This is a genomic window from Paucisalibacillus globulus, assembly GCF_900184735.1.
Classification (GTDB): Bacteria; Bacillota; Bacilli; order Bacillales; family Amphibacillaceae; genus Ornithinibacillus; species Ornithinibacillus globulus_B.
Genome location: NZ_LT855393.1, coordinates 181,380 through 202,193, shown reverse-complemented (window position 1 = coordinate 202,193; position 20,814 = coordinate 181,380). Strand labels below are relative to the sequence as shown.

Here is a 20,814-nt window from a genome sequence, read left to right as displayed (position 1 = left end):
TAGTTTTTATAACAGAAATAGTGATAAAATAAATAGTATATTGTTTTAGGTAGGTGAAATCATGGGGAAGATTATGTCTATTGCCAACCAAAAGGGTGGCGTAGGAAAAACGACTTCATCAGTTAATCTAAGTGCCTGCTTAGCATACTTAGGAAACAAAGTATTGTTAGTAGACATAGACCCACAAGGTAATGCAACTAGTGGGGTTGGTATAAATAAGGCAGATATGAATCAATGTGTATATAATGTATTAGTAGAAGATCTACCAGCTCGTGAGGTATGTGTACCAACAAATGTTGATAATCTCGATATAATTCCTGCAACTATTCAACTTGCTGGAGCAGAAATCGAATTGGTACCAACTATCTCTCGTGAAATTAGACTTAAAAAGGCTTTAGATGAACTGAGAGATTACTATGACTACATTATTATAGATTGTCCGCCTTCACTTGGTCTTTTAACTCTTAACGCGTTAACCGCTTCAGATACCGTTCTAATCCCAGTACAATGTGAATACTACGCACTTGAAGGACTTAGTCAGTTACTGAATACAATCCGTCTAGTGCAAAAACATTTGAATAAGGAATTAATGATAGAGGGAGTACTTCTTACCATGCTAGATGCTAGAACTAATCTAGGCTTGCAAGTAATAGAAGAAGTGAAGAAATACTTCCAAGATAAAGTCTATAATTCTATTATTCCTAGAAACATTCGATTAGGTGAAGCACCAAGTCATGGGCAACCAATAATCACATATGATCCAAAGTCTAAAGGTGCAGAAGTATATCTTGAATTGGCGAAGGAAGTGATGGCTAATGGCACGAGGGTTGGGTAGAGGTTTAGATGCATTTTTTCCTGAAATAAAGGAAAAAGATGATGATGTTGTTCAACAATTGCCGATTAAGGAGTGTAGACCGAATCCTTATCAGCCTAGAAAGACTTTTAACACTGATTCTATCGAAGAATTAAAAGAATCTATTTTAGAATTCGGTATAATTCAACCATTAATTGTTCGTAAAAGCATTAAAGGCTTTGAAATTGTTGTTGGAGAGAGACGTTTCCGTGCAGCAAAGGAAGCTGGTTTAACCGAAGTTCCTGCTATTGTAAAGGAACTAACCGATGAGAAAATGATGGAATTAGCATTACTTGAGAACCTTCAACGTGAGGATCTGTCTCCAATAGAAGAGGGACAAGCATATGCTAACCTAATGAAAGAATTAAATATTACACAAGAAGAATTATCTAAACGTCTTGGTAAGAGCCGTTCTCATATCGCCAATATGGTACGTCTTCTCGGACTACCAGACCAAGTTATATCCTACATCAATAATGGAGAACTCTCCATGGGACATGGGCGTGCATTACTTGGTTTAAAGGATAAGGATAAAATCATACCACTAGTAACGAAGATCCGTAATGAAAAGTTGAATGTTAGACAGGTTGAAAAACTGATCATTATTCTTAATGAGAAACCAGTAAAAAAGAAGTTAAAACCTAAAAAAGATATCTTTTTACAAGAAAGAGAGTCTGTACTTCGAGAAAAATTAGGTACTGCTGTTTCCATTCAACGTGGAAAACGAAAAGGTAAGATTGAAATTGAATTTTATACGGATGACGATTTAGATCGCATTATTGAAACGTTAGAGCGATAAATCAACATCTCTATTTCATGAACTGTGGGATACTAACTCCCCAGTTCATTTTTGTTTAGTTTAGTAGTGTATGAGGGGATTACTCTCATTATTTGCAGGATACATAGTTAAGATATTTGCCTTATAGACAAAAGACAGATACAAATAGTATTATTAGTTATTAATAACAATGTTTCACGTGAAACATTATCAAAAATAGAATAGTTTAGTAGAGTTTCAGCTAGAGAAAGAGGGTAATAGAATGGCATTATTCGGAACACTAGTAAATGGGGGATTAATAATTATTGGTAGTATTTTGGGTCTGTTATTCACCAAAATACCAGAACGCTATAAAGAAACAGTAATGCATGGTATAGGACTTGCTGTAGTATTAATAGGGTTACAAATGGCATTTTCTACACAAGTGATTATTGTAGTACTATTAAGCTTATTATCTGGTGCCATTATCGGTGAACTGTTAGATGTGGAAAGTAAGCTCAACCAGTTCGGGAACTGGGTTGGAAGTAGAATTAAGACAAATTCTAATGAAGAATCCTTCTCGCAGGGTTTTGTGACAGCATCACTTATCTTTGTCGTAGGGGCAATGGCAATTATCGGTTCTTTAGACAGTGGAATCCGTGGCGACCATGAAGTGCTAATTACAAAAGGGATACTAGACGGCTTTACTGCATTAGTATTAACCACTACATTAGGATTTGGAGTAGCACTGTCTGTCGTTCCTGTCCTGCTCTATCAAGGTACTATTACATTACTAGCAACACAGATAGAACAATGGGTCCCAGAGGCTTTCCTACATGGTTTAATCGTTGAATTAACCGCGGTAGGTGGATTGCTAATTGTCGCAATCGGGCTAAATATGTTGAAGGTTGTCCAAATAAGAATTGGAAATCTACTACCCTCTATCTTAACGGTAGGATTTGTTTATTATATCTATCAATTGATTTAACGGCATTACCTTAGCTACACGCAGAAATTGGTGTGTTTTAGTAGTAAATGTAAAGAGAGCCAATATAAAAAGGACTGATTACAACTCAGTCCTTTTTATATTGGCTTCTTCCTTGACTTAGTCATCAAAACAGCAGGCGTAACATAACTAGCTGTTAATTGTTGATCAATGTTATCTATTATACTGGCAATGTTCTTTGCCATCTCCACCACAATAGAGAGTCTTGTGTTTTGCAAAACAGAATACTCCATGAACCCACTTATATTAACAACCCCTGTCACATGAATATTTCCAATCGGTGGTAAAGGCTTCTTTAAGGCCGCGCCAGGCTTCAGAGCACCAACACAGGCAATGACTTGACCAACCGAACTAGTTTTGCCTAGACAGGCGTCTACGGCAATTATAAACGCATTCTTATGCTGCATATTAATTAATTGAATATAATCTTCCAGATTTGTTGCGTGAACAGGGTCATGTAAAGTTCCATATACGGTCATATGCCTCAGTCTTTTATCTTGCAAGTAAGAACCGATTAAAGGTCCAAGGGCATCACCAGTAGAACGATCTGTTCCGACACACACAACAACATATTCTTTTGGTATTTTTGGCAACCAGGAGATAATTTGTTCACTCATTGTGTCGCATAGGTTTGGGTCTGTATGTAACATCCGAATGGATTCGTTATTTTGGTTCAAACGATTCTTTAGATTCATAGGTTCTCCTCCGCAAACATATTGTTATTAGTATACGGACTAGTTGGACGTTTTATACTTCAGCTGCCATTAAAAACTTTTGTAAAAAGAAGTAGGGACCGCAATCAATCGGTAAAAGTAGTCGTTCATATACTGAGATATACATAAAATGGGGGAGAAGATATGTGGAAATCAGGATTTAAATGGATGTTTTTAATCATTGGGACAACCATTGGGGCAGGATATGCATCAGGGAGAGAATTGTGGGAGTTTTTTGGCCATGGAAGTGGACTGGCTATTACGTTATTCGTGATCTTTTTTATTGTTTCACTTTATGTCATCATGTCTATTAGTTATGAAAAAGCAACCACGGAGTATCGACCAGTATTAAAAGATATAGTAGGTGTGAAACTATCAAAGATTTATGATGTGATGATATTTTTCTATCTCTATACAACAACAGTAGTCATGATGTCAGGAAGTGGTGCGACTGGACAGGCATTTAATCTGCCGTATTGGTGGGGAGTGGCTTTTATTGCAATCATGCTTTTTATATTATTTTTAAAAGATATTAGTGGCTTACTTGTCATTAACCAGTTCATCTTACCAATCTTGATTGTCGGTTTATTGTATGTGCTACTAACATTTATAGTTGATCAGAATCTGCATTTATTTGCCCATTGGCGAGAACAGCATAACTGGACAGCTGCTTTTCCATTTACTGCCCTTAATATCCTTCCTCTAATTGCAGTATTAGGAGCAGTTGGTGATAAAATAAATTCTAAAGGTGAGATTTGGGTGGCAAGCATTGGGAGTGGGCTAATACTTGGTGTTGTAACATATATTTATAATAATAGCTTAATACAGATTGCAGAAGAAATACTCGTATTTGAAATTCCGCTCTTTGCAATACTAAGTAACTATCCTTTTCACATGGTACTCTTTATGACGGTATTATTATGGTTTGCAATTTTCACCACAGCGGCATCTGGCGTACTAGGGCTAACAACAAGGGTTGCAGGTTACTTTAACATACCATTTTGGTTGCTAGTCATCATTATTTTAGCTACAATGATACCATTAACAACACTTGGATTTTCAACGTTAGTTAGTGTTTTATACCCACTATATGGTTTATTAAACTTATATGTTTTAACTAGACTATTACTATTTCCTTTGTGGTATAAAACAGACAAATAATGGACTTTTCTGTTAACTCTCATAAGCAGATGAAGTAACGATTATGGTTCGTTGAGAAAAGAAAAAAGGGGAAGTACAAATGGTGGAAAAAGAATTTGAATTACATGATGTTGTACAAATGAAAAAACCCCACCCATGTGGTGAAAATCGATGGAAAATAATCCGTATGGGTATGGATATTCGGATAAAGTGTATGGGGTGTGACCACAGCGTCATGATTCCAAGAAAAGATTTTGCTAAAAAAATGAAAAAGGTGTTAGAAAAGGCTTCAAATTAACTTTTCCAAATGGACTATTTTACTGCAAACTGGTAAAATATGTTCATAGATAGATAGAGAAATATAAAAATAATAGGGTAAAAACGCAAAAGTAGGCTTCATCTTGAGGCCTATTTTTGCGTTTTGCTAGCTTGTCTTTTTTATAACCTAAATCTATAATTAAAATAATGAACGCGTTCTAGATGAATGGAATCCTTAAGGAGTGGAAACAAATGGCTTTAACAGCAGGAATCGTCGGACTTCCCAACGTAGGAAAATCTACATTATTCAATGCAATAACACAAGCTGGGGCAGAAGCAGCAAACTACCCATTTGCGACAATAGACCCGAATGTAGGTATGGTGGAAGTGCCTGATGAGCGTCTAAATAAATTAACAGAACTAGTAAAACCGAAGAAAACAGTTCCAACAACGTTTGAATTTACGGATATTGCAGGGATTGTAAAGGGTGCAAGTAAAGGTGAAGGTTTAGGGAATCAATTCTTATCTCACATCCGTCAAGTTGATGCAATTTGCCAAGTGGTACGTTGCTTTGTTGATGAAAACATTACCCATGTTTCTGGTAAAGTTGATCCAATTGATGATATTGAAATCATTAACTTAGAGCTTATACTTGCGGACTTAGAATCCATTAATAAACGATTTCAACGTGTAGAAAAGTTAGCAAGACAAAAGGATAAGGATGCATTAGTAGAGTATGAATTACTTTCTAAGATTAAGACAGGCTTAGAAGACGAGAAACCTGTCCGTGCATTAGACTTTACTGAGGAACAACAAAAGATGGTTAAAGGATTACATCTACTAACAAGTAAGCCAATGCTCTATGTGGCCAATGTCGGTGAAGATGAAGTAGCAGATCCAGATTCTAACCCCAATGTAATCAAAGTAAAAGAGTATGCATCTAATGAAGGTGCAGAGGTTATTGTCATTTGTGCCCGAATTGAAGAAGAAATATCAGAACTAGATCAAGATGAAAAAGAAATGTTTTTAGAAGAGTTAGGTATCACAGAATCTGGTCTTGATAAATTAATTAAAGCTTCTTACAGCTTATTAGGACTAGCAACCTACTTTACAGCTGGAGAGCAAGAAGTACGTGCTTGGACCTTCCGCAAAGGAACGAAAGCACCACAAGCAGCCGGAATTATTCATACTGATTTTGAAAGAGGATTTATCCGTGCCGAGACAGTTTCATACCTTGACCTGGTAGAAGCTGGATCGATGGGACATGCTCGTGAAAAAGGGAAAGTGCGCTTAGAAGGAAAAGAATACATTGTCCAAGATGGCGATGTAATCCATTTCCGATTTAATGTGTAATGTAAGAGTTTAAACTCGTGTTAACGTAAAAAAGGATCTCTCGAAGACTTGTTAATTCATATATTTTTTGGTATAATACACTATTGTGAGTAATGAAAGTAAATTACTCCTTGCTCTTATTGGAATAAATAAGGGCCGCTAAGACCAAAAGGAGGTGTAACGGATGAGAAAATATGAAATCATGTACATCATCCGCCCAGACATGGAAGAGGAAGCGCAAAAAGCTTTAATCGAGCGTTTCAACAGTATCTTAACTGATAATGGGGCGGAGATTGAAAAAGTTAAAGAAGTAGGCAAAAAACGCCTAGCATATGAAATTAACGATTACCGTGATGGATACTATGTTCTAATTAACTTCTCTGGCGATGAAAAATCAGTAAATGAATTTGATCGTTTAGCTAAGTTCTCTGAAGACATTATTCGTCATATCGCAATTCGAGAAGATGATAAATAATAAGGAGTGGTTCTGATGTTAAATCGTGTCGTACTTGTCGGCAGGTTAACGAAGGATCCTGATTTACGTTATACACAGAGTGGAACTGCAGTTGCTAACTTTACTATTGCAGTAAATCGCCCTTTTTCCAACCAACAAGGAAATAGAGAAGCAGATTTCATCAACTGTGTTATTTGGAGAAGACCAGCAGAAAACCTTGCTAACTTCATGAAAAAAGGTAGTATGATTGGCGTAGATGGACGAATTCAAACTCGTTCATTCGAAGGTCAAGATGGAAAAATGGTTTATATCACAGAAGTTGTCGCGGATAGTGTACAATTCTTAGAATCTAAAGGTTCTTCTCAAGGTGGAGGAGGACAAGGTTCGTATTCTTCACCAGGATTCCAGCCAAATCAGAACCAAAATCCAAATAGAAATCAGAATCAATATGATAATGACCCATTTAAAGATAATGGTGAGCCAATTGATATTTCTGATGATGATTTACCATTCTAATAAAATTTTATGTGAATGATATATAACCAATTATTAAGGGAGGGTTATCAATGGCAGCTCGTCGTGGACGCGGTGGTAAGCGCCGTAAAGTGTGTTTCTTCACAGCGAACGGTATTACAAACATCGATTACAAAGACGTTGATCTTCTAAAGCGTTTCATTTCTGAACGTGGAAAAATTCTTCCTCGTCGTGTAACTGGAACTTCTGCAAAATATCAACGTAAACTTACAATTGCAATTAAACGTGCTCGTCAAATGGCTTTATTGCCATATGTCGGTGAGTAATAAAAAAAGACCTTTATAGGATTTCCTATAGAGGTTTTTTTATTAAGGCTGTATTAACAAGATATGTTCTGTCTATAAGTGCTGTAAACCTCACCAGCCGCCCGCGGCAAGGTAGACACTGCGATGGTTCTTTCGAGCAGATGTCGTCCCTGTGCTGGCAGTAAAAGCGGAGTGTATTTCCGAAGCGGGTACGGTGCTCTATCCAAAATGCTTACTTTTTACGCCTCGGATAAACAGTAATAATCTTAAACAAAAGTACAAAAGTATACACCATAGACAGTAGCAAGTAAGAGTCACTAATAGGAATAATAAGGGCAATTACCGTATATAGAATGAATGGTATGGTTGTAGAATAAGCTATCATTTTCCAAAAAATCTGCAGTTTAAGCTTACGGTGCATGCTTTTAGCAATCCAAGTAAACATATAAGCAATCAAGGTAATCAATAAGAAAACCATAATGGTTAATGGTAAATAATAAAACATAAAGAAATAAATTAGCTTAAACACAATATTCATATCAGAACCAATACTAGAAGTTTCGGTTAACCGGTCTATTAAAGAGGGTATAGAAACAATAAAAAGCATAATAAACATATAGAAAACGGTAATATCCATCGGTATCCGATTAAGTCTAAATACGGATTGTTTTGTAGGTAACTGTAAGCTGTATAAGAACGTCTTCCATAAAATCATGTATTTTTCAATCCTTTAATTATGTATTCCTTTATATTATAATGGAAGTTGTCAATTAAAGCTTGAACAATAACGTAACTTATCTTCTTGAAACTTCTAGTATTTGCCCCTCATTTGTATCAATCACTATTAAAGTACTCATTCTAATACCATATAGGTTTTTATTCATGTTATCATATTACAATAAACTTTCTAATAAAATATGAGGTGCATACTGGATGAATAAATCGAAACAACTGACAGATGGAGCGCTACTCTCAAGTATTTTTATTGTACTGTTACTCATTACCGTGTTTGTTCCAGTACTATCATTTTTCACTACTTTTTTACTAGCAGTTCCATTTGTTATTTTTGCGGCAAAGTATGATTGGAAACCATCTTTAATCATGCTTTTTGTTGTTATAGTATTAACTATACTTTTTGCAACAATCATGTCATTACCATTACCAATTTTAGCGGGATTTGGTGGTATTATGATTGGTACGGCAATCTATCGTGAACGTTCACCATACGAAACATGGGCTAGAGGGACTATTGGATTCGCAGCTGGAATTGTAATCATCTTTGTGTTTGCTTTCTTAGTTCTTCGAATTAATATAATAGAAGAATTTAATTTGATTGTTAATGAATCGATGGAAATGAGTAAGGATATGATTGGCTCTCTCGGAATGAGAGAATTGACGGAAGACCAATTTAATTTATTAGAGCAACAAATTAATCTTTACAAACAATTAATTCCTGTATTCATTGTATTCTCTTCTGTCACACTTGCCCTGGTTAATCAATGGGTAGGTTATAAATTACTAAATCGAATCGAACGTAAGGAATTACGTTTTCCAAAGTTTAGAAATCTACAATTCCCAACATCGATCATTTGGATTCATTTATTGGCCATTATAGGAACATTACTCCAAACAGATCCGAATGGGACATTTTTCATTGCATTACAAAACATCATGATGCTAACAGGTTTCCTGATGATATTACAAGGGTTTTCGTTCATATTCTATTATTCACACTATAAAAACCTTTCGAAGGCAATACCAATTATTACTATTGTATTGGCGGTTCTTTTTGCACCATTATTTCTACCGCTGGTCCGAATCTTAGGTATAATAGATTTAGGGTTTGGCTTAAGAAAACGTATGGTAAAATAGTAATAGCTTGAATGAAAACGAGTTGCTCATTAATAGGAGCTGAAAATAATGTCAGATGTTAAGAAACGACCGAAGCTAAGTAATCATCTATGGCTCATTTATGCCGTATCTGTTATTTTGCTTGGGTTTATATGGTACTACGAATGGATATTAGGGAGTATAATGACCGTATTTTTGGTATTGTCATTTTACTATTCTATTCGTGTGGAAAGAAAGATATCCGATGAAACAAATAAATATATCTCCACCTTATCATATCGGGTTAAAAAGGTTGGAGAAGAAGCTTTATTAGAGATGCCTATTGGAATTATTTTATTTAGTGATGAGTATACCGTGGAATGGACAAACCACTATATGCATCAATTTACAGAAGAAGATAGCATTGTAGGAGAATCACTGAATTTAATTTCAGAAGATCTAATTCCTATCATTAGAGAAAATCAAGAGGATGCACGTATTCAACTTGGTGATTTTGAATTTCAAACGATTGTGAAGCGAGAAGAGCGATTAATTTATTTATTCGATCGTACGGAACAAGCCGAGCTTGAGTCGTTATATCATAATGAACAATCAGTATTATTCTTCATTTTCCTTGATAACTATGATGAAATTTCACAGAACATGGAAGATACGACAAAAAGTCAGCTGAATTCGGAAGTGACGTCCTTTTTAAATCAGTGGTCACATTCTTTTGGATTATATTTAAAACGAACATCACAGGATCGTTTCTTAGCAGTTGGAACGAAGGAAATCTTAGATCGTTTAGAAAAGACTAAGTTTGATATTTTAGATGACATGCATGAGTTAAACTCCGAACTAGATATACCTATTACATTGAGTATTGGAGTAGGAGTAGGAAATGCAACCTTGCCGGAATTAGGTCAATTGGCACAATCAAGCCTTGACTTAGCACTTGGACGTGGTGGTGACCAAGTTGCCATTAAAGATGATAGTGGTAAGGTAAGATTTTACGGTGGAAAATCAAATCCAATGGAAAAGCGTACGCGAGTTAGGGCTAGAGTTATCTCACATGCATTACGGGATCTAGTTAAGGCTAGTGATCGTGTCATTATCATGGGACATCAGGCACCAGATATGGATTCTATTGGTTCAGCTATAGGAATATTAAACATTGCTCGAACAAATGGAGTGGATGGTTATATTGTATTTGACCCGGATGATGTGAGTACAGGGGTGTACCGATTAGTCGAAGCTATCAAGGCGGAACCTAATCTGTGGCAGCACTTTATTGATCCTGATGCTGCAGAAGACTTAGTTACTAGTCGCAGCTTAATTGTTGTTGTTGATACACATAAACCTTCCATGGTAGTTAGTAAGCGTCTATTAAGTAAATCAGAGTATAAAGTTGTAATTGACCACCATCGACGTGCGGAAGAGTTTATTGAAAATACGACATTGGTTTATATGGAACCATACGCATCCTCAACTGCTGAGTTGGTAACCGAACTTTTAGAGTATCAACCAAAAGGTGAAAAGTTAAAAATGCTTGAAGCAACCGCATTACTTTCCGGAATTATTGTAGATACCAAGAGTTTCACGTTAAGAACGGGCTCAAGAACATTTGATGCAGCGTCTTACTTACGTGCAAAAGGTGCAGACACAGTACTTGTTCAACAATTTTTAAAAGAGGACTTGGAATTATACGTGAAGCGCAGTAAACTGATTGAGCGGGCAAAAATCTATCGAGGCTCCATTGCCATTGTTAGAGCTGATCATGGTGATGCGTATGGGCCAGTATTAATAGCCCAAACAGCAGATACCTTATTAACGATGACAGGGATATCCGCATCATTTGTTATAGCGGAACGTAAAGACGGTAAGATTGGGATTAGTGCTCGTTCATTAGGGGAAATAAATGTTCAAATCATTATGGAAAAAATGAATGGTGGCGGACATTTAACAAACGCAGCCACACAATTAGAAGATACAACAGTTGAAGAAGTAGAAGCTCAATTAAAAGATATATTAGATGAATATTATGAGGGGAGCGATTCTGAATGAGAGTAATATTTTTACAAGATGTGAAGGGTAAAGGTAAAAAAGGTGAAGTTAAAAATGTTTCTGATGGTTATGCAAGAAACTATTTACTGAAAAATAACCTTGCAGAAGAAGCAACTTCTGGTAATATAAAAGCTTTAGAAGCGCAAAAACGTAAATCAAAGCAATTAGAACAACAAGAAAAAGAGAATGCAGAACAACTCAAGAAAAAGATTGAAAGTCTAGAAGTAACCATAAAAGCTAAATCCGGTGATGGTGGTAGACTATTCGGCTCTATTACTAGTAAACAAATCGCGGATGCATTAAATAAAGATCATGGTATTAAAACCGATAAACGTAAATTAGAATTAGATCAACCAATTCGTGCTTTAGGCTTCACCAATGTTCCGATTAAACTTCATCCTGAAGTGACAGGGACGGTTAAAGTACATGTTGTTGAACAATAAGATATCATGCGTCTCAAGGTTAAAGGGGGAAACTAATCATGAGTGAATGGAATGACAGAACTCCACCACATAATATTGAAGCGGAACAAGCCGTTATCGGTGCCATCTTTCTTGAACCAGAGGCATTTTCAACAGCATCTGAACTACTAATGCCTGGAGACTTTTATCGTGCAAGTCACCAACGAATCTTTGAAACCATGTTGAGACTTGGAGATAAGGGAGAACCGATTGACTTAGTTACCGTTACAACCGCTCTTTCCAATGCTCAACAATTAGAAGAAGCAGGCGGTGTTTCTTATCTAACACAGTTAGCAGAAAGTGTACCGACTGCAGCGAATATAGAATACTATGCAAAAATAGTGGAAGAAAAAGCAATCCTTCGCCGTTTAATTCGTACGGCAACCGATATTGTTACCACTACCTTTCAACGAGAAGATGAGGTAGAAGATGTTTTAAACGAAGCGGAAAAGAGCATCTTAGATGTTTCTGGAAGAAAGAATACGGGAAGTTTCAAAGTCATTAAAGATGTCTTAATTGAAGTTTATGACAAGATTGAAACCCTTCATCGTAGTAATGGTGATGTTACGGGTGTACCAACTGGTTATCGTGAATTAGATAAGATGACATCTGGATTCCAACGAAATGATTTAATTATCATTGCTGCACGTCCATCGGTTGGTAAAACCGCGTTTGCCTTAAATATTGCACAAAATGTAGCAACCAAAACAGATGAAAATGTAGCCATCTTTAGTTTGGAGATGGGTGCAGACCAATTAGTTCAACGTATTCTTTGTGCAGAAGGAAATATCGATGCAACCCGTCTTCGTAACGGTAAGCTTGAGGCAGACGACTGGAGTAAACTGACCATGGCAATGGGTAGCTTATCTAATGCAGGAATCTACATTGATGATACACCTGGTATTCGTGTAAGTGAAATTCGTTCTAAATGTCGCCGTTTAAAACAGGAACATGGCCTTGGCATGATCTTAATCGATTACCTACAGCTAATTGCTGGTAGTGGTAAACCAGGCGAAAACCGTCAACAAGAGGTTTCTGAGATTTCTCGTTCCTTAAAAGGACTAGCTCGTGAGTTAAATGTTCCTTTAATCGCATTATCACAGCTTTCCCGTGGTGTAGAACAACGTCAGGACAAACGTCCAATGATGTCTGACCTTCGTGAATCAGGAAGTATTGAGCAGGATGCCGATATCGTAGGCTTCCTATACCGTGATGATTACTATGATAAGGAATCAGAGAAACAAAATATTATTGAAATCATTCTTGCTAAACAACGTAACGGTCCTGTTGGTACAGTTGAACTAGCATTCGTAAAAGAATATAACAAGTTCGTTGACTTGGATCATCGCTATCAAGCTAGTGATATTCCACCAGAACCAATCCTTGCATAACAGCCTTTTAGAAAGGCTGTTTTTTTTATTTACATAGACTTCCAACTTGGTTTACAATATATTTTTTCCTAAAACACGAACAATTATAACTTAAATATGCATATTGTTCGCGTTAATTATTGTGTACGAAACAATATATTGGTAAAATAATGAAGTAAGGTAATAAAATCCAAACATTATAGTGAACTAAACGGAGGTGCATCATGTCGTCAGTAGTTGTTGTTGGAACCCAATGGGGAGATGAAGGAAAAGGGAAAATTACAGACTATTTATCACAACATGCAGAAGTTGTGGCTAGATATCAAGGTGGTAATAATGCGGGTCACACCATTAAATTTGATGGGATAACATATAAACTCCATTTAATACCATCCGGAATCTTCTTTAAAGATAAGTTATGTGTATTAGGAAATGGTATGGTTATTGATCCTAAGGCATTCCTAGATGAGATATCCTATTTACATGAGCATCATGTTTCTACTGACAATTTAAGAATAAGTAATCGAGCACATGTTATTTTGCCCTACCATATTAGGTTAGATCATTTACAAGAAGAAGCAAAAGGCGAAGATAAAATTGGTACAACTAGAAAAGGTATTGGTCCAGCCTATATGGATAAAGCAGCAAGGACTGGTATACGCATAGCGGACCTCCTTGATAAAGAGAGTTTCCGTATAAAGTTAGAACAAAACTTAATGGAAAAGAACCGTATCTTTGAAAAGCTATATGAAGTAGAACCTCTCCATATAGAAGAGATTTTTGAGGAATACTATGAGTATGGACAAAGAATCGCAAAGTATGTTTGTGATACATCGGTTATCTTAAATGATTCTCTTGATGGAGGAAAACGGGTGTTATTCGAGGGAGCCCAAGGTGTCATGCTAGACATTGACCAAGGAACCTATCCTTTTGTTACATCTTCTAATCCAACTGCAGGTGGTGTAACAATAGGGTCAGGTGTCGGCCCAACTAAAATTAAACATGTTGTCGGAGTATCCAAGGCATATACCACCCGTGTTGGGGATGGACCATTTCCAACAGAGCTTAACAATGAGATCGGTAATCAAATAAGAGAGGTCGGCCGTGAGTACGGTACAACAACAGGTAGGCCCCGTCGAGTAGGTTGGTTTGACAGTGTTGTAGTAAGACATGCAAGAAGAGTAAGTGGTATAACCGACTTATCATTAAATTCAATAGATGTGTTAACTGGTATTGAAACCTTAAAGATCTGTGTTGCCTATCAATACAAAGGAAAAGTAATGGAAGAGTTCCCAGCAAGTTTAAGCATACTGGCAGACTGTGAACCCATTTATGAAGAAATGCCCGGTTGGAGTGAGGATATAACAGGAGTAAAAAGCCTAGATGAACTACCAATCAATGCACGACGCTATCTGGAAAAAATCACAGAACTAACTCAGATACCGTTAACAATCTTTTCCGTAGGACCTGATCGGACTCAGACTAATGTAGTTCGTGATGTTTATGGGGAGTTGAGTTAGAGAGTGTGTAATGTATTGCATAGTATATTAGTGACTGTGCGGTAAAATAAGCATTTTGGATAGAGCAACATACCCGCTACGGAAATACACTCCGCTTTCCGCGGGCGGCTGGTGAGCCTCCTCGTGCTATCGCACTGCGGGGTCTCACCGATGCCTATCCTCCCGCAGGAGTCTCCGTGTATTTCCTACGCTAGTGTTCAGTGAAATAAATTAAAAGCACTCAAAATTATACAAAAGTCATTTACTACCTTAAATTAGAAAGCTTACCTAGCGCAGGCAGAATACGGAGACTCCTACGGGAATAGCACGTGTCCGAAGACCCTGCAGCGGTGAACTTTCCGCGAGGAGGCTGAGGCCGTTCCCGTAAAAAGCGGAGTATTCTGCCGGAGCGGTATGTTACCACTACGCCCATTAATGACAGTCGTAGCCGCGCAGTTCTATCAACTTCTCTTTTTACGAAATATTACAGCTTGTTACATGTTTGTAAAATAAATGTATAAAAATGGTGAAAACGCCAAGAATTTTACAAAATTTTAGGTAAAATTACTGCTTTTTTACAAAACTTTGTTACATATTATACATTTTCATTACAAAAGCACGGATATTGTTCCTTCCCCTATTAAAGTGTGATAGATTAGTAGAGTAAATAAATAGGTCTTTTAATCTATATAAAATATCACACGATTTAATATATAAAAATGAAGTAATAGGGGGAAAACTGGTGTTCTTTGGAAAAGGTGACGAGCAAAAGCAAAAGAGAAGTCTGCTTAAAAGATCCATCATTGCAACTGGCCTCGTAACGGTGTTAGCAACCGGAATAGTCTTTGCAGAAGACTCAAATCAATTAGAAACAGTACATCACGTATATGTAGACGGAAAGCATATCGGACAGATTAGTGATCAGGAGATTGTTAACCAGATTACTCAAAACAAACTTCAACAAGCAGAAGAAACTTATGAGGATATCGACCTAGCAATTGGCGAAAATGTCAAACTCATCTCCGAGTTAGTATTTAATCCAACATATAATAATTCATCGATTGCAGATTACTTAGAAGAGACTCTTACGGTAAAGGCCCAAGCGGTAGAATTAAAAATAGGTGAAGATGTTGTAGGTTATTTCGAAGACGAACTTGACGCGTTGAAGGTAGTAGAAGATTACAAGCTGAAATATGTAGATGACGAAACATTAGAATTAATAGAATCTGCAAAGGCTGCTGAAAAGGAGTCAGAAGGTCCCCAAATCTCTGATGCTCCTGTAGAACCAACAGACCTTGCAGTTGGTGAATCTACTATATTAGACGTAATTCTATCAGAAGAAGTTTCATATTCTTCAAAAAAAGTTACACCGAATGAAGTTTTATCTGTTAAGGATGGACTTGAACTATTAGAAAAGGGTACGCTTAAAGAGGAAAAACATACGATTCAAGAAGGGGAAGTATTAGGAGCAATTGCTTCAAAATATGATTTATCCCTAGAAACGTTACTTAAGTTAAACCCTTCAATCAAGGAAGATTCTTTAATTCAAATTGGACAAGAGTTAAACGTAACGGAGTTGAAGCCATTCGTTGATGTTGTTGTTCTAAAGCAAGAAAAGAAGGAAGAAACAATTGCTCACCAAACAGAAGTAGTCGAGTCGGATGAATTATTCAAAGGCGACGAAAAAGTAAGAGAGCAAGGTTCTGACGGTAAGAAAGTTGTTCAATATGCAATTGAAATTCGTAACGGCAATGTTGTGAAGCGTGATGTGTTAGAAGAAGAAGTTACGAAAGAACCTGTAAACAAGGTTATTGTTAAGGGTACAAAAGTTGTCCCATCACGAGGAACTGGAAACCTAGCTTGGCCAACTGTTGGAGGTTATATCTCAAGTAATGTTGGATATCGCTGGGGTTCATACCATAAGGGTATTGACATTGCTAGACCATCTAATCGCTCTATCTTAGCAGCGGATAATGGAACCGTAGTTTCTGCAGGTTATTCAGGCGGATTTGGTAACAAGATTGAAATCAACCATAATAATGGAATGAAAACAATCTACGCACATCTATCATCAATCAATGTAAGTGTCGGACAAACGGTTCAAAGAGGCCAACAAATTGGTATTATGGGATCGACTGGTAATTCCACTGGTGTCCACCTTCACTTTGAAGTATATAAGAATGGTGCATTACAAAACCCATTGAATTATTTAAACTAATTAAATAAAGCATAGAAAGCTGACTCATGATATATATTATGAGCCAGCTTTTTTGATAAGGCTGGAGCAATTCTACTACAATGTCTACATGAACCGGCTTTCTCTATATAAGCCTTAAGTGACAAGACATTTCAATAAAAGTAAGTTAAAATAGAGAAAATACAATTAATCAATACGTATAAATGAATATATATAAATAATTAACCAAAAAGGAAGTGTTAGAATGGCACAGAAGATTTTAGTTGTAGATGATGAACAACCAATTGCAGATATATTGAAATTTAACTTAGAAAAAGAAGGCTATGAAGTAGTGGTAGCAAATGATGGAGATGAAGCAATTAAATTAGCCGAATCAGAAAATCCGGATCTTATCTTATTAGACATCATGTTACCGAATAAAGATGGTAATGAAGTATGCCGAGAAATCCGCAAAACAAAAACAATGCCAATTATTATGTTAACCGCAAAGGATTCAGAAATTGATAAGGTACTTGGTCTTGAATTAGGTGCAGATGATTATGTTACTAAACCCTTTAGCAACCGTGAATTAATTGCCCGGGTTAAAGCAAATTTGAGAAGACAACAACATGTACCAGAAGAGCCAGGAAAAGAAAACAAGGATATTTCAATTGGGTCTCTAACGATTCATCCAGATGCTTATACGGTGTCAAGAGATGGCAAGGAAATTGAATTAACCCATCGTGAGTTTGAATTACTACATTATTTAGCACGTCATATTGGCCAAGTCATGACAAGAGAACATTTATTAGAAACCGTATGGGGATATGACTATTTCGGTGATGTTCGAACAGTAGATGTGACCGTGAGAAGACTTCGTGAAAAAATAGAGGAGAATCCTAGTAATCCAACATGGATCGTAACCCGTCGTGGTGTTGGTTACTATTTACGTAATCCTGATCAGGAGTAGGTTTTTATGCATAAAGTCGGTTTTTTCCGCTCAGTTCAATTAAAATTTATCTTAATTTATATTTTATTATTATTAGTTGCGATTCAAATTATTGGATCTTATTTCACGACCTCTCTTGAAAAGGAGTTAACCAGTAACTTTAAAAGCTCGATTAATGGAAGAGTTGATGTGTTAAGTCATTATTTGGAGAGTGCCTTTAATCAAGAGCGGACAGAGGACTCAGAGACGACGCTTCAGCAAGACTTACAGGCAATTGTCCGGGATATCGATACGAACAGTACCTGGAATGTTTGGGTAGTGGATAATCAGTTTCGAGTGCAAGCTGTAAATAATTTTAATGATCAAGATACAGTTGGGAAAAAGGTTACATTCGATATAGTACAAAAAGTGCTGGTTACAGGGATCGAGAATTCTGATGAAAGAAGTGTCAATAATAAACCTATTTATAGACAGGCTACGCCAATCATAGATGATGAAGAAAATGTAGTCGGTGTTATATATGTGGAAGCACCTTTTCAAGAAATTTATAAACAATTAGCCGATATTAATCAGATATTTTTTAATGGTTCTTTACTCGCGATATTAGTGTCGGCTATTTTAGGAATATTGGTTGCACGTGCCATAACAAAACCAATTATGGAAATGCGTAGGCAAGCCCAAATTATGGGTAAGGGAGACTTTACACAAAAGGTAAATGTCTATGGTACGGATGAAATTGGCCAATTAGCCATTGCCTTTAATGACTTGAATGACCAGTTAAAACATTCCAATGCAAAAACAGAAGAAGAAACAAGGAAATTAAATTCCGTACTAGCCAATATGTCTGATGGAGTTATTGCGACCGATGAGACTGGTGCGGTGACCCTAATGAATGAAGCAGCAGGGATTCTTCTTGGAATAGATCCAGAGGAAGGTATTGGAGAACTTATTATTGATGTATTAAAGCTAGATGAAAAAGTGGTAGATTTGTCTGAACTACAAGAGAGTGGATCGATGATTATCGATTTTAGTGATGACGATGAAATCTTCCTCATTCGTTCAAACTTTTCAACGGTTACAGATGATGATGATGAGATTACGGGCTTCATTACTGTGATCAGTGATGTTACAGAACAAGAGAAAATTGAGCAAGAGCGCCGTGAGTTTGTTTCCAATGTTTCACATGAACTTAGGACTCCGTTAACAACCATGAAAAGCTATATTGAGGCTTTACTGGATGGAGAATGGAAGAATGAAGCTATTGCACCAAGGTTCCTGGAAGTAACTCAAAATGAAACAGAACGCATGATTCGAATGGTTAATGACTTACTACAGCTTTCTAAAATAGATAATAAGGAACACCAACTACAAAAGGAACGCTTAGAATTTATTGATTTGTTCCACCATATTATTGATCGATTCGAGATGAACATTCCGGAACATATTGAAATCGTAAGAGAATTACCAAATGATAAGCTTTATGTTTATATTGATAGGGATAGGCTTATGCAGGTCGTAGATAATATTATTTCCAATGCGATTAAATACTCTCCAGAGGGTGGTAAAATAATCTGTCGTGTTGTAAAACAAAGATATCAAATCCTTGTTTCGGTAACAGACCAAGGTATGGGCATTGCTTATGACAAGTTGGAAAAGATCTTTGAACGTTTCTATCGTGTCGATAAAGCACGTAATAGAAAATTAGGGGGAACAGGATTAGGACTAGCGATATCCAAAGAATTAGTTGAAGCACACCACGGAAAGATTTGGGCAAAAAGTTCTGAGGGTAAAGGCACCACGATATTATTCACTCTCCCGCTAATGGGCAAGAAGCGGAGGATTAACTAATGAAACTAGAGGTTATTAAATCATATACATTAGCAATTTTAGTAGGCATTAGTTTAATACTGTCTTTTAGCTTGTGGAGCTACCAACCAAAAGAAGACGACGAAAAGTCCATATTAGATGAAAAAGAGGAACTACTAAATGAGGAACAGATTAATCTAGGTGGAACAGAGGAAACAAAAAAATCATTAGTACAACCTACGCAACTTATTTTTGAACAAGATAATAATTACTATGGGTTTTCAAATGCAGTTAATAGGCAGAATCTGTATGAGGATATGACTTCTTGGGTTCTTTATAATTTCCGTATCAGTGATGCAAATGGACGTCCCAATGTAAACAGACAAGTAGAGATTATATACCCAGATGAATTACCAATGAACATCATTCCGAATTTATTTACGGTTAATAATAGTGAACAGGTATATAATCTAGCTGAAAATTTTTCCTTTCAGAGATTGTATATTACGTTTAAGTCGGACCATAGCCTTACTTTTAATTTCTTATCAACAGATGGAAAGACCCAAATAAGTGCAGATGTCAATAATGCACAGAAACATGACCAACTATTAAATTATTTGACCACATTAGAGGGGTTAGAGAAGTATGTCATGCTGGAAGAAAAGGAGTTTCCTATATATCTTCCTGTTAATCCCATCCAGGCAATAGGTTACAAAGGCTCGATGTCTAAGCTGGATCCAGAAATTCTAAAGAATGCATTATTTCAAGACCCACTAGAGGTACACTCCAATGTATCAGATGATATGGAAATTTGGTATCAAGATAGTGTTAGGTTAATGCAAGTATTCGAAGATAGGCTTAATATGACATTTATCCATCCACAGGAAACATTGAGTTATAATCCAATCACCTTCATAGAATTACTGGATCAAAGTATCGCCACAATAAATGGCTATAAAGGATGGGTACAGGATTATAATTTGGAAAGTATTAATACAATGAACATCCGTTATCAAATGTATTACCGAGGATATCCCGTATTTAACCATGAGGGCTTATCAATCATTGAACAAAAATGGGTAAATAAAGAGCTGGAAGAACACAGGCAACCACTATTTAAAATTATAAATACGGTTCCAGAACCGTATACATTGGACCCAGGTAAGGACATCATTTCGTATATAAAAGAAAGTTCCAATTATAAGATTAGTGAGATTGAAGATATACAAGTAGGTTTTCGGTTAGGGTATAGTATAGAAACAGAGGAGTTTATCAGATTATCCTTAACTCCTGATTGGTATGTTAAAATCAATGGACAGTGGGAACCAATTGTAATGGATGAAGAACATAGAAAAGGAGTGAGCTGA

At 36.5% G+C, this 20,814-nt stretch carries 20 protein-coding genes; 18 read left to right on the top strand and 2 right to left on the bottom strand.

The features are described 5' to 3' along the window. Nucleotides 1-61 precede the first annotated feature (61 nt). From BN999_RS13620 to BN999_RS13610, 3 genes are all read left to right on the top strand, one after another. On the top strand, nucleotides 62-835 hold the full coding sequence (locus BN999_RS13620) for a ParA family protein (RefSeq protein WP_096272221.1): 774 nt from the start codon (nucleotides 62-64) through the stop codon (nucleotides 833-835). After that, complete coding sequence (locus BN999_RS13615; protein WP_096272219.1) at nucleotides 816-1,652, top strand: ParB/RepB/Spo0J family partition protein; 837 nt, start codon at nucleotides 816-818, stop codon at nucleotides 1,650-1,652. Before BN999_RS13620 ends, BN999_RS13615 begins: the two co-directional genes overlap by 20 nt. Before the next feature lie 241 nt (nucleotides 1,653-1,893). Then, the gene (locus BN999_RS13610; protein ID WP_096272217.1) at nucleotides 1,894-2,598 is read left to right on the top strand and encodes a DUF554 domain-containing protein; all 705 of its coding nucleotides are present in this window, start codon (nucleotides 1,894-1,896) and stop codon (nucleotides 2,596-2,598) included. A 95-nt stretch (nucleotides 2,599-2,693) separates the two neighbouring features. Here the strand turns inward: BN999_RS13610 and yyaC are convergent, their stop codons facing one another. Beyond that, entirely contained in the window at nucleotides 2,694-3,311 is a 618-nt protein-coding gene (gene yyaC, locus BN999_RS13605) for a spore protease YyaC (protein ID WP_255247474.1), read from the bottom strand. Nucleotides 3,312-3,473: 162 nt separating this feature from the next. Between yyaC and BN999_RS13600 the strand changes: the two genes are divergently transcribed. The 6 genes from BN999_RS13600 (at nucleotide 3,474) to rpsR (ending at nucleotide 7,313) form a co-directional block, all read left to right on the top strand. Then, nucleotides 3,474-4,490 (top strand): YkvI family membrane protein, encoded by a 1,017-nt coding sequence (locus tag BN999_RS13600; RefSeq protein WP_096272215.1) that lies wholly within the window; start codon nucleotides 3,474-3,476, stop codon nucleotides 4,488-4,490. A gap of 79 nt (nucleotides 4,491-4,569) precedes the next feature. Beyond that, complete coding sequence (locus tag BN999_RS13595) at nucleotides 4,570-4,767, top strand: DUF951 domain-containing protein (protein ID WP_096272214.1); 198 nt, start codon at nucleotides 4,570-4,572, stop codon at nucleotides 4,765-4,767. A gap of 212 nt (nucleotides 4,768-4,979) precedes the next feature. Next, nucleotides 4,980-6,080: a redox-regulated ATPase YchF gene (gene ychF / locus BN999_RS13590; protein WP_096272212.1), complete on the top strand. Its 1,101-nt coding sequence runs from the start codon at nucleotides 4,980-4,982 to the stop codon at nucleotides 6,078-6,080. Between the two features lie 163 nt (nucleotides 6,081-6,243). Beyond that, entirely contained in the window at nucleotides 6,244-6,534 is a 291-nt protein-coding gene (rpsF, locus tag BN999_RS13585; protein WP_096272211.1) for a 30S ribosomal protein S6, read from the top strand. 15 nt (nucleotides 6,535-6,549) lie between these two features. Further along, nucleotides 6,550-7,029, top strand: coding sequence for a single-stranded DNA-binding protein (gene ssb, locus BN999_RS13580; RefSeq protein ID WP_096272209.1), 480 nt, complete (start codon nucleotides 6,550-6,552; stop codon nucleotides 7,027-7,029). Nucleotides 7,030-7,079: 50 nt separating this feature from the next. Then, nucleotides 7,080-7,313 (top strand): 30S ribosomal protein S18, encoded by a 234-nt coding sequence (gene rpsR, locus BN999_RS13575; RefSeq protein ID WP_026908452.1) that lies wholly within the window; start codon nucleotides 7,080-7,082, stop codon nucleotides 7,311-7,313. A 211-nt stretch (nucleotides 7,314-7,524) separates the two neighbouring features. Here the strand turns inward: rpsR and BN999_RS13570 are convergent, their stop codons facing one another. After that, on the bottom strand, nucleotides 7,525-8,007 hold the full coding sequence (locus tag BN999_RS13570; RefSeq protein WP_096272207.1) for a DUF1189 family protein: 483 nt from the start codon (nucleotides 8,005-8,007) through the stop codon (nucleotides 7,525-7,527). A gap of 218 nt (nucleotides 8,008-8,225) precedes the next feature. Between BN999_RS13570 and BN999_RS13565 the strand changes: the two genes are divergently transcribed. From BN999_RS13565 to BN999_RS13525, 9 genes are all read left to right on the top strand, one after another. Continuing rightward, nucleotides 8,226-9,164 (top strand): YybS family protein, encoded by a 939-nt coding sequence (locus BN999_RS13565; protein WP_096272206.1) that lies wholly within the window; start codon nucleotides 8,226-8,228, stop codon nucleotides 9,162-9,164. A gap of 48 nt (nucleotides 9,165-9,212) precedes the next feature. Continuing rightward, nucleotides 9,213-11,186: a DHH family phosphoesterase gene (locus BN999_RS13560; RefSeq protein ID WP_096272204.1), complete on the top strand. Its 1,974-nt coding sequence runs from the start codon at nucleotides 9,213-9,215 to the stop codon at nucleotides 11,184-11,186. Continuing rightward, the gene (gene rplI, locus BN999_RS13555; RefSeq protein WP_096272203.1) at nucleotides 11,183-11,629 is read left to right on the top strand and encodes a 50S ribosomal protein L9; all 447 of its coding nucleotides are present in this window, start codon (nucleotides 11,183-11,185) and stop codon (nucleotides 11,627-11,629) included. Before BN999_RS13560 ends, rplI begins: the two co-directional genes overlap by 4 nt. 38 nt (nucleotides 11,630-11,667) lie before the next feature. Beyond that, nucleotides 11,668-13,038, top strand: a complete 1,371-nt coding sequence (dnaB, locus tag BN999_RS13550) for a replicative DNA helicase (RefSeq protein WP_096272201.1) — start codon at nucleotides 11,668-11,670, stop codon at nucleotides 13,036-13,038. Nucleotides 13,039-13,241: 203 nt separating this feature from the next. Further along, nucleotides 13,242-14,537, top strand: coding sequence for an adenylosuccinate synthase (locus BN999_RS13545; RefSeq protein ID WP_096272199.1), 1,296 nt, complete (start codon nucleotides 13,242-13,244; stop codon nucleotides 14,535-14,537). Nucleotides 14,538-15,258: 721 nt separating this feature from the next. Continuing rightward, the gene (locus BN999_RS13540) at nucleotides 15,259-16,734 is read left to right on the top strand and encodes a M23 family metallopeptidase (RefSeq protein ID WP_096272197.1); all 1,476 of its coding nucleotides are present in this window, start codon (nucleotides 15,259-15,261) and stop codon (nucleotides 16,732-16,734) included. 223 nt (nucleotides 16,735-16,957) lie between these two features. After that, nucleotides 16,958-17,662: a response regulator YycF gene (yycF, locus tag BN999_RS13535; protein WP_096272195.1), complete on the top strand. Its 705-nt coding sequence runs from the start codon at nucleotides 16,958-16,960 to the stop codon at nucleotides 17,660-17,662. A 6-nt stretch (nucleotides 17,663-17,668) separates the two neighbouring features. Next, a complete protein-coding gene (gene walK / locus BN999_RS13530; protein ID WP_096272194.1) occupies nucleotides 17,669-19,489 on the top strand; it encodes a cell wall metabolism sensor histidine kinase WalK in 1,821 nt (606 codons plus the stop codon). Beyond that, entirely contained in the window at nucleotides 19,489-20,814 is a 1,326-nt protein-coding gene (locus BN999_RS13525; RefSeq protein WP_096272192.1) for a YycH family regulatory protein, read from the top strand. Before walK ends, BN999_RS13525 begins: the two co-directional genes overlap by 1 nt.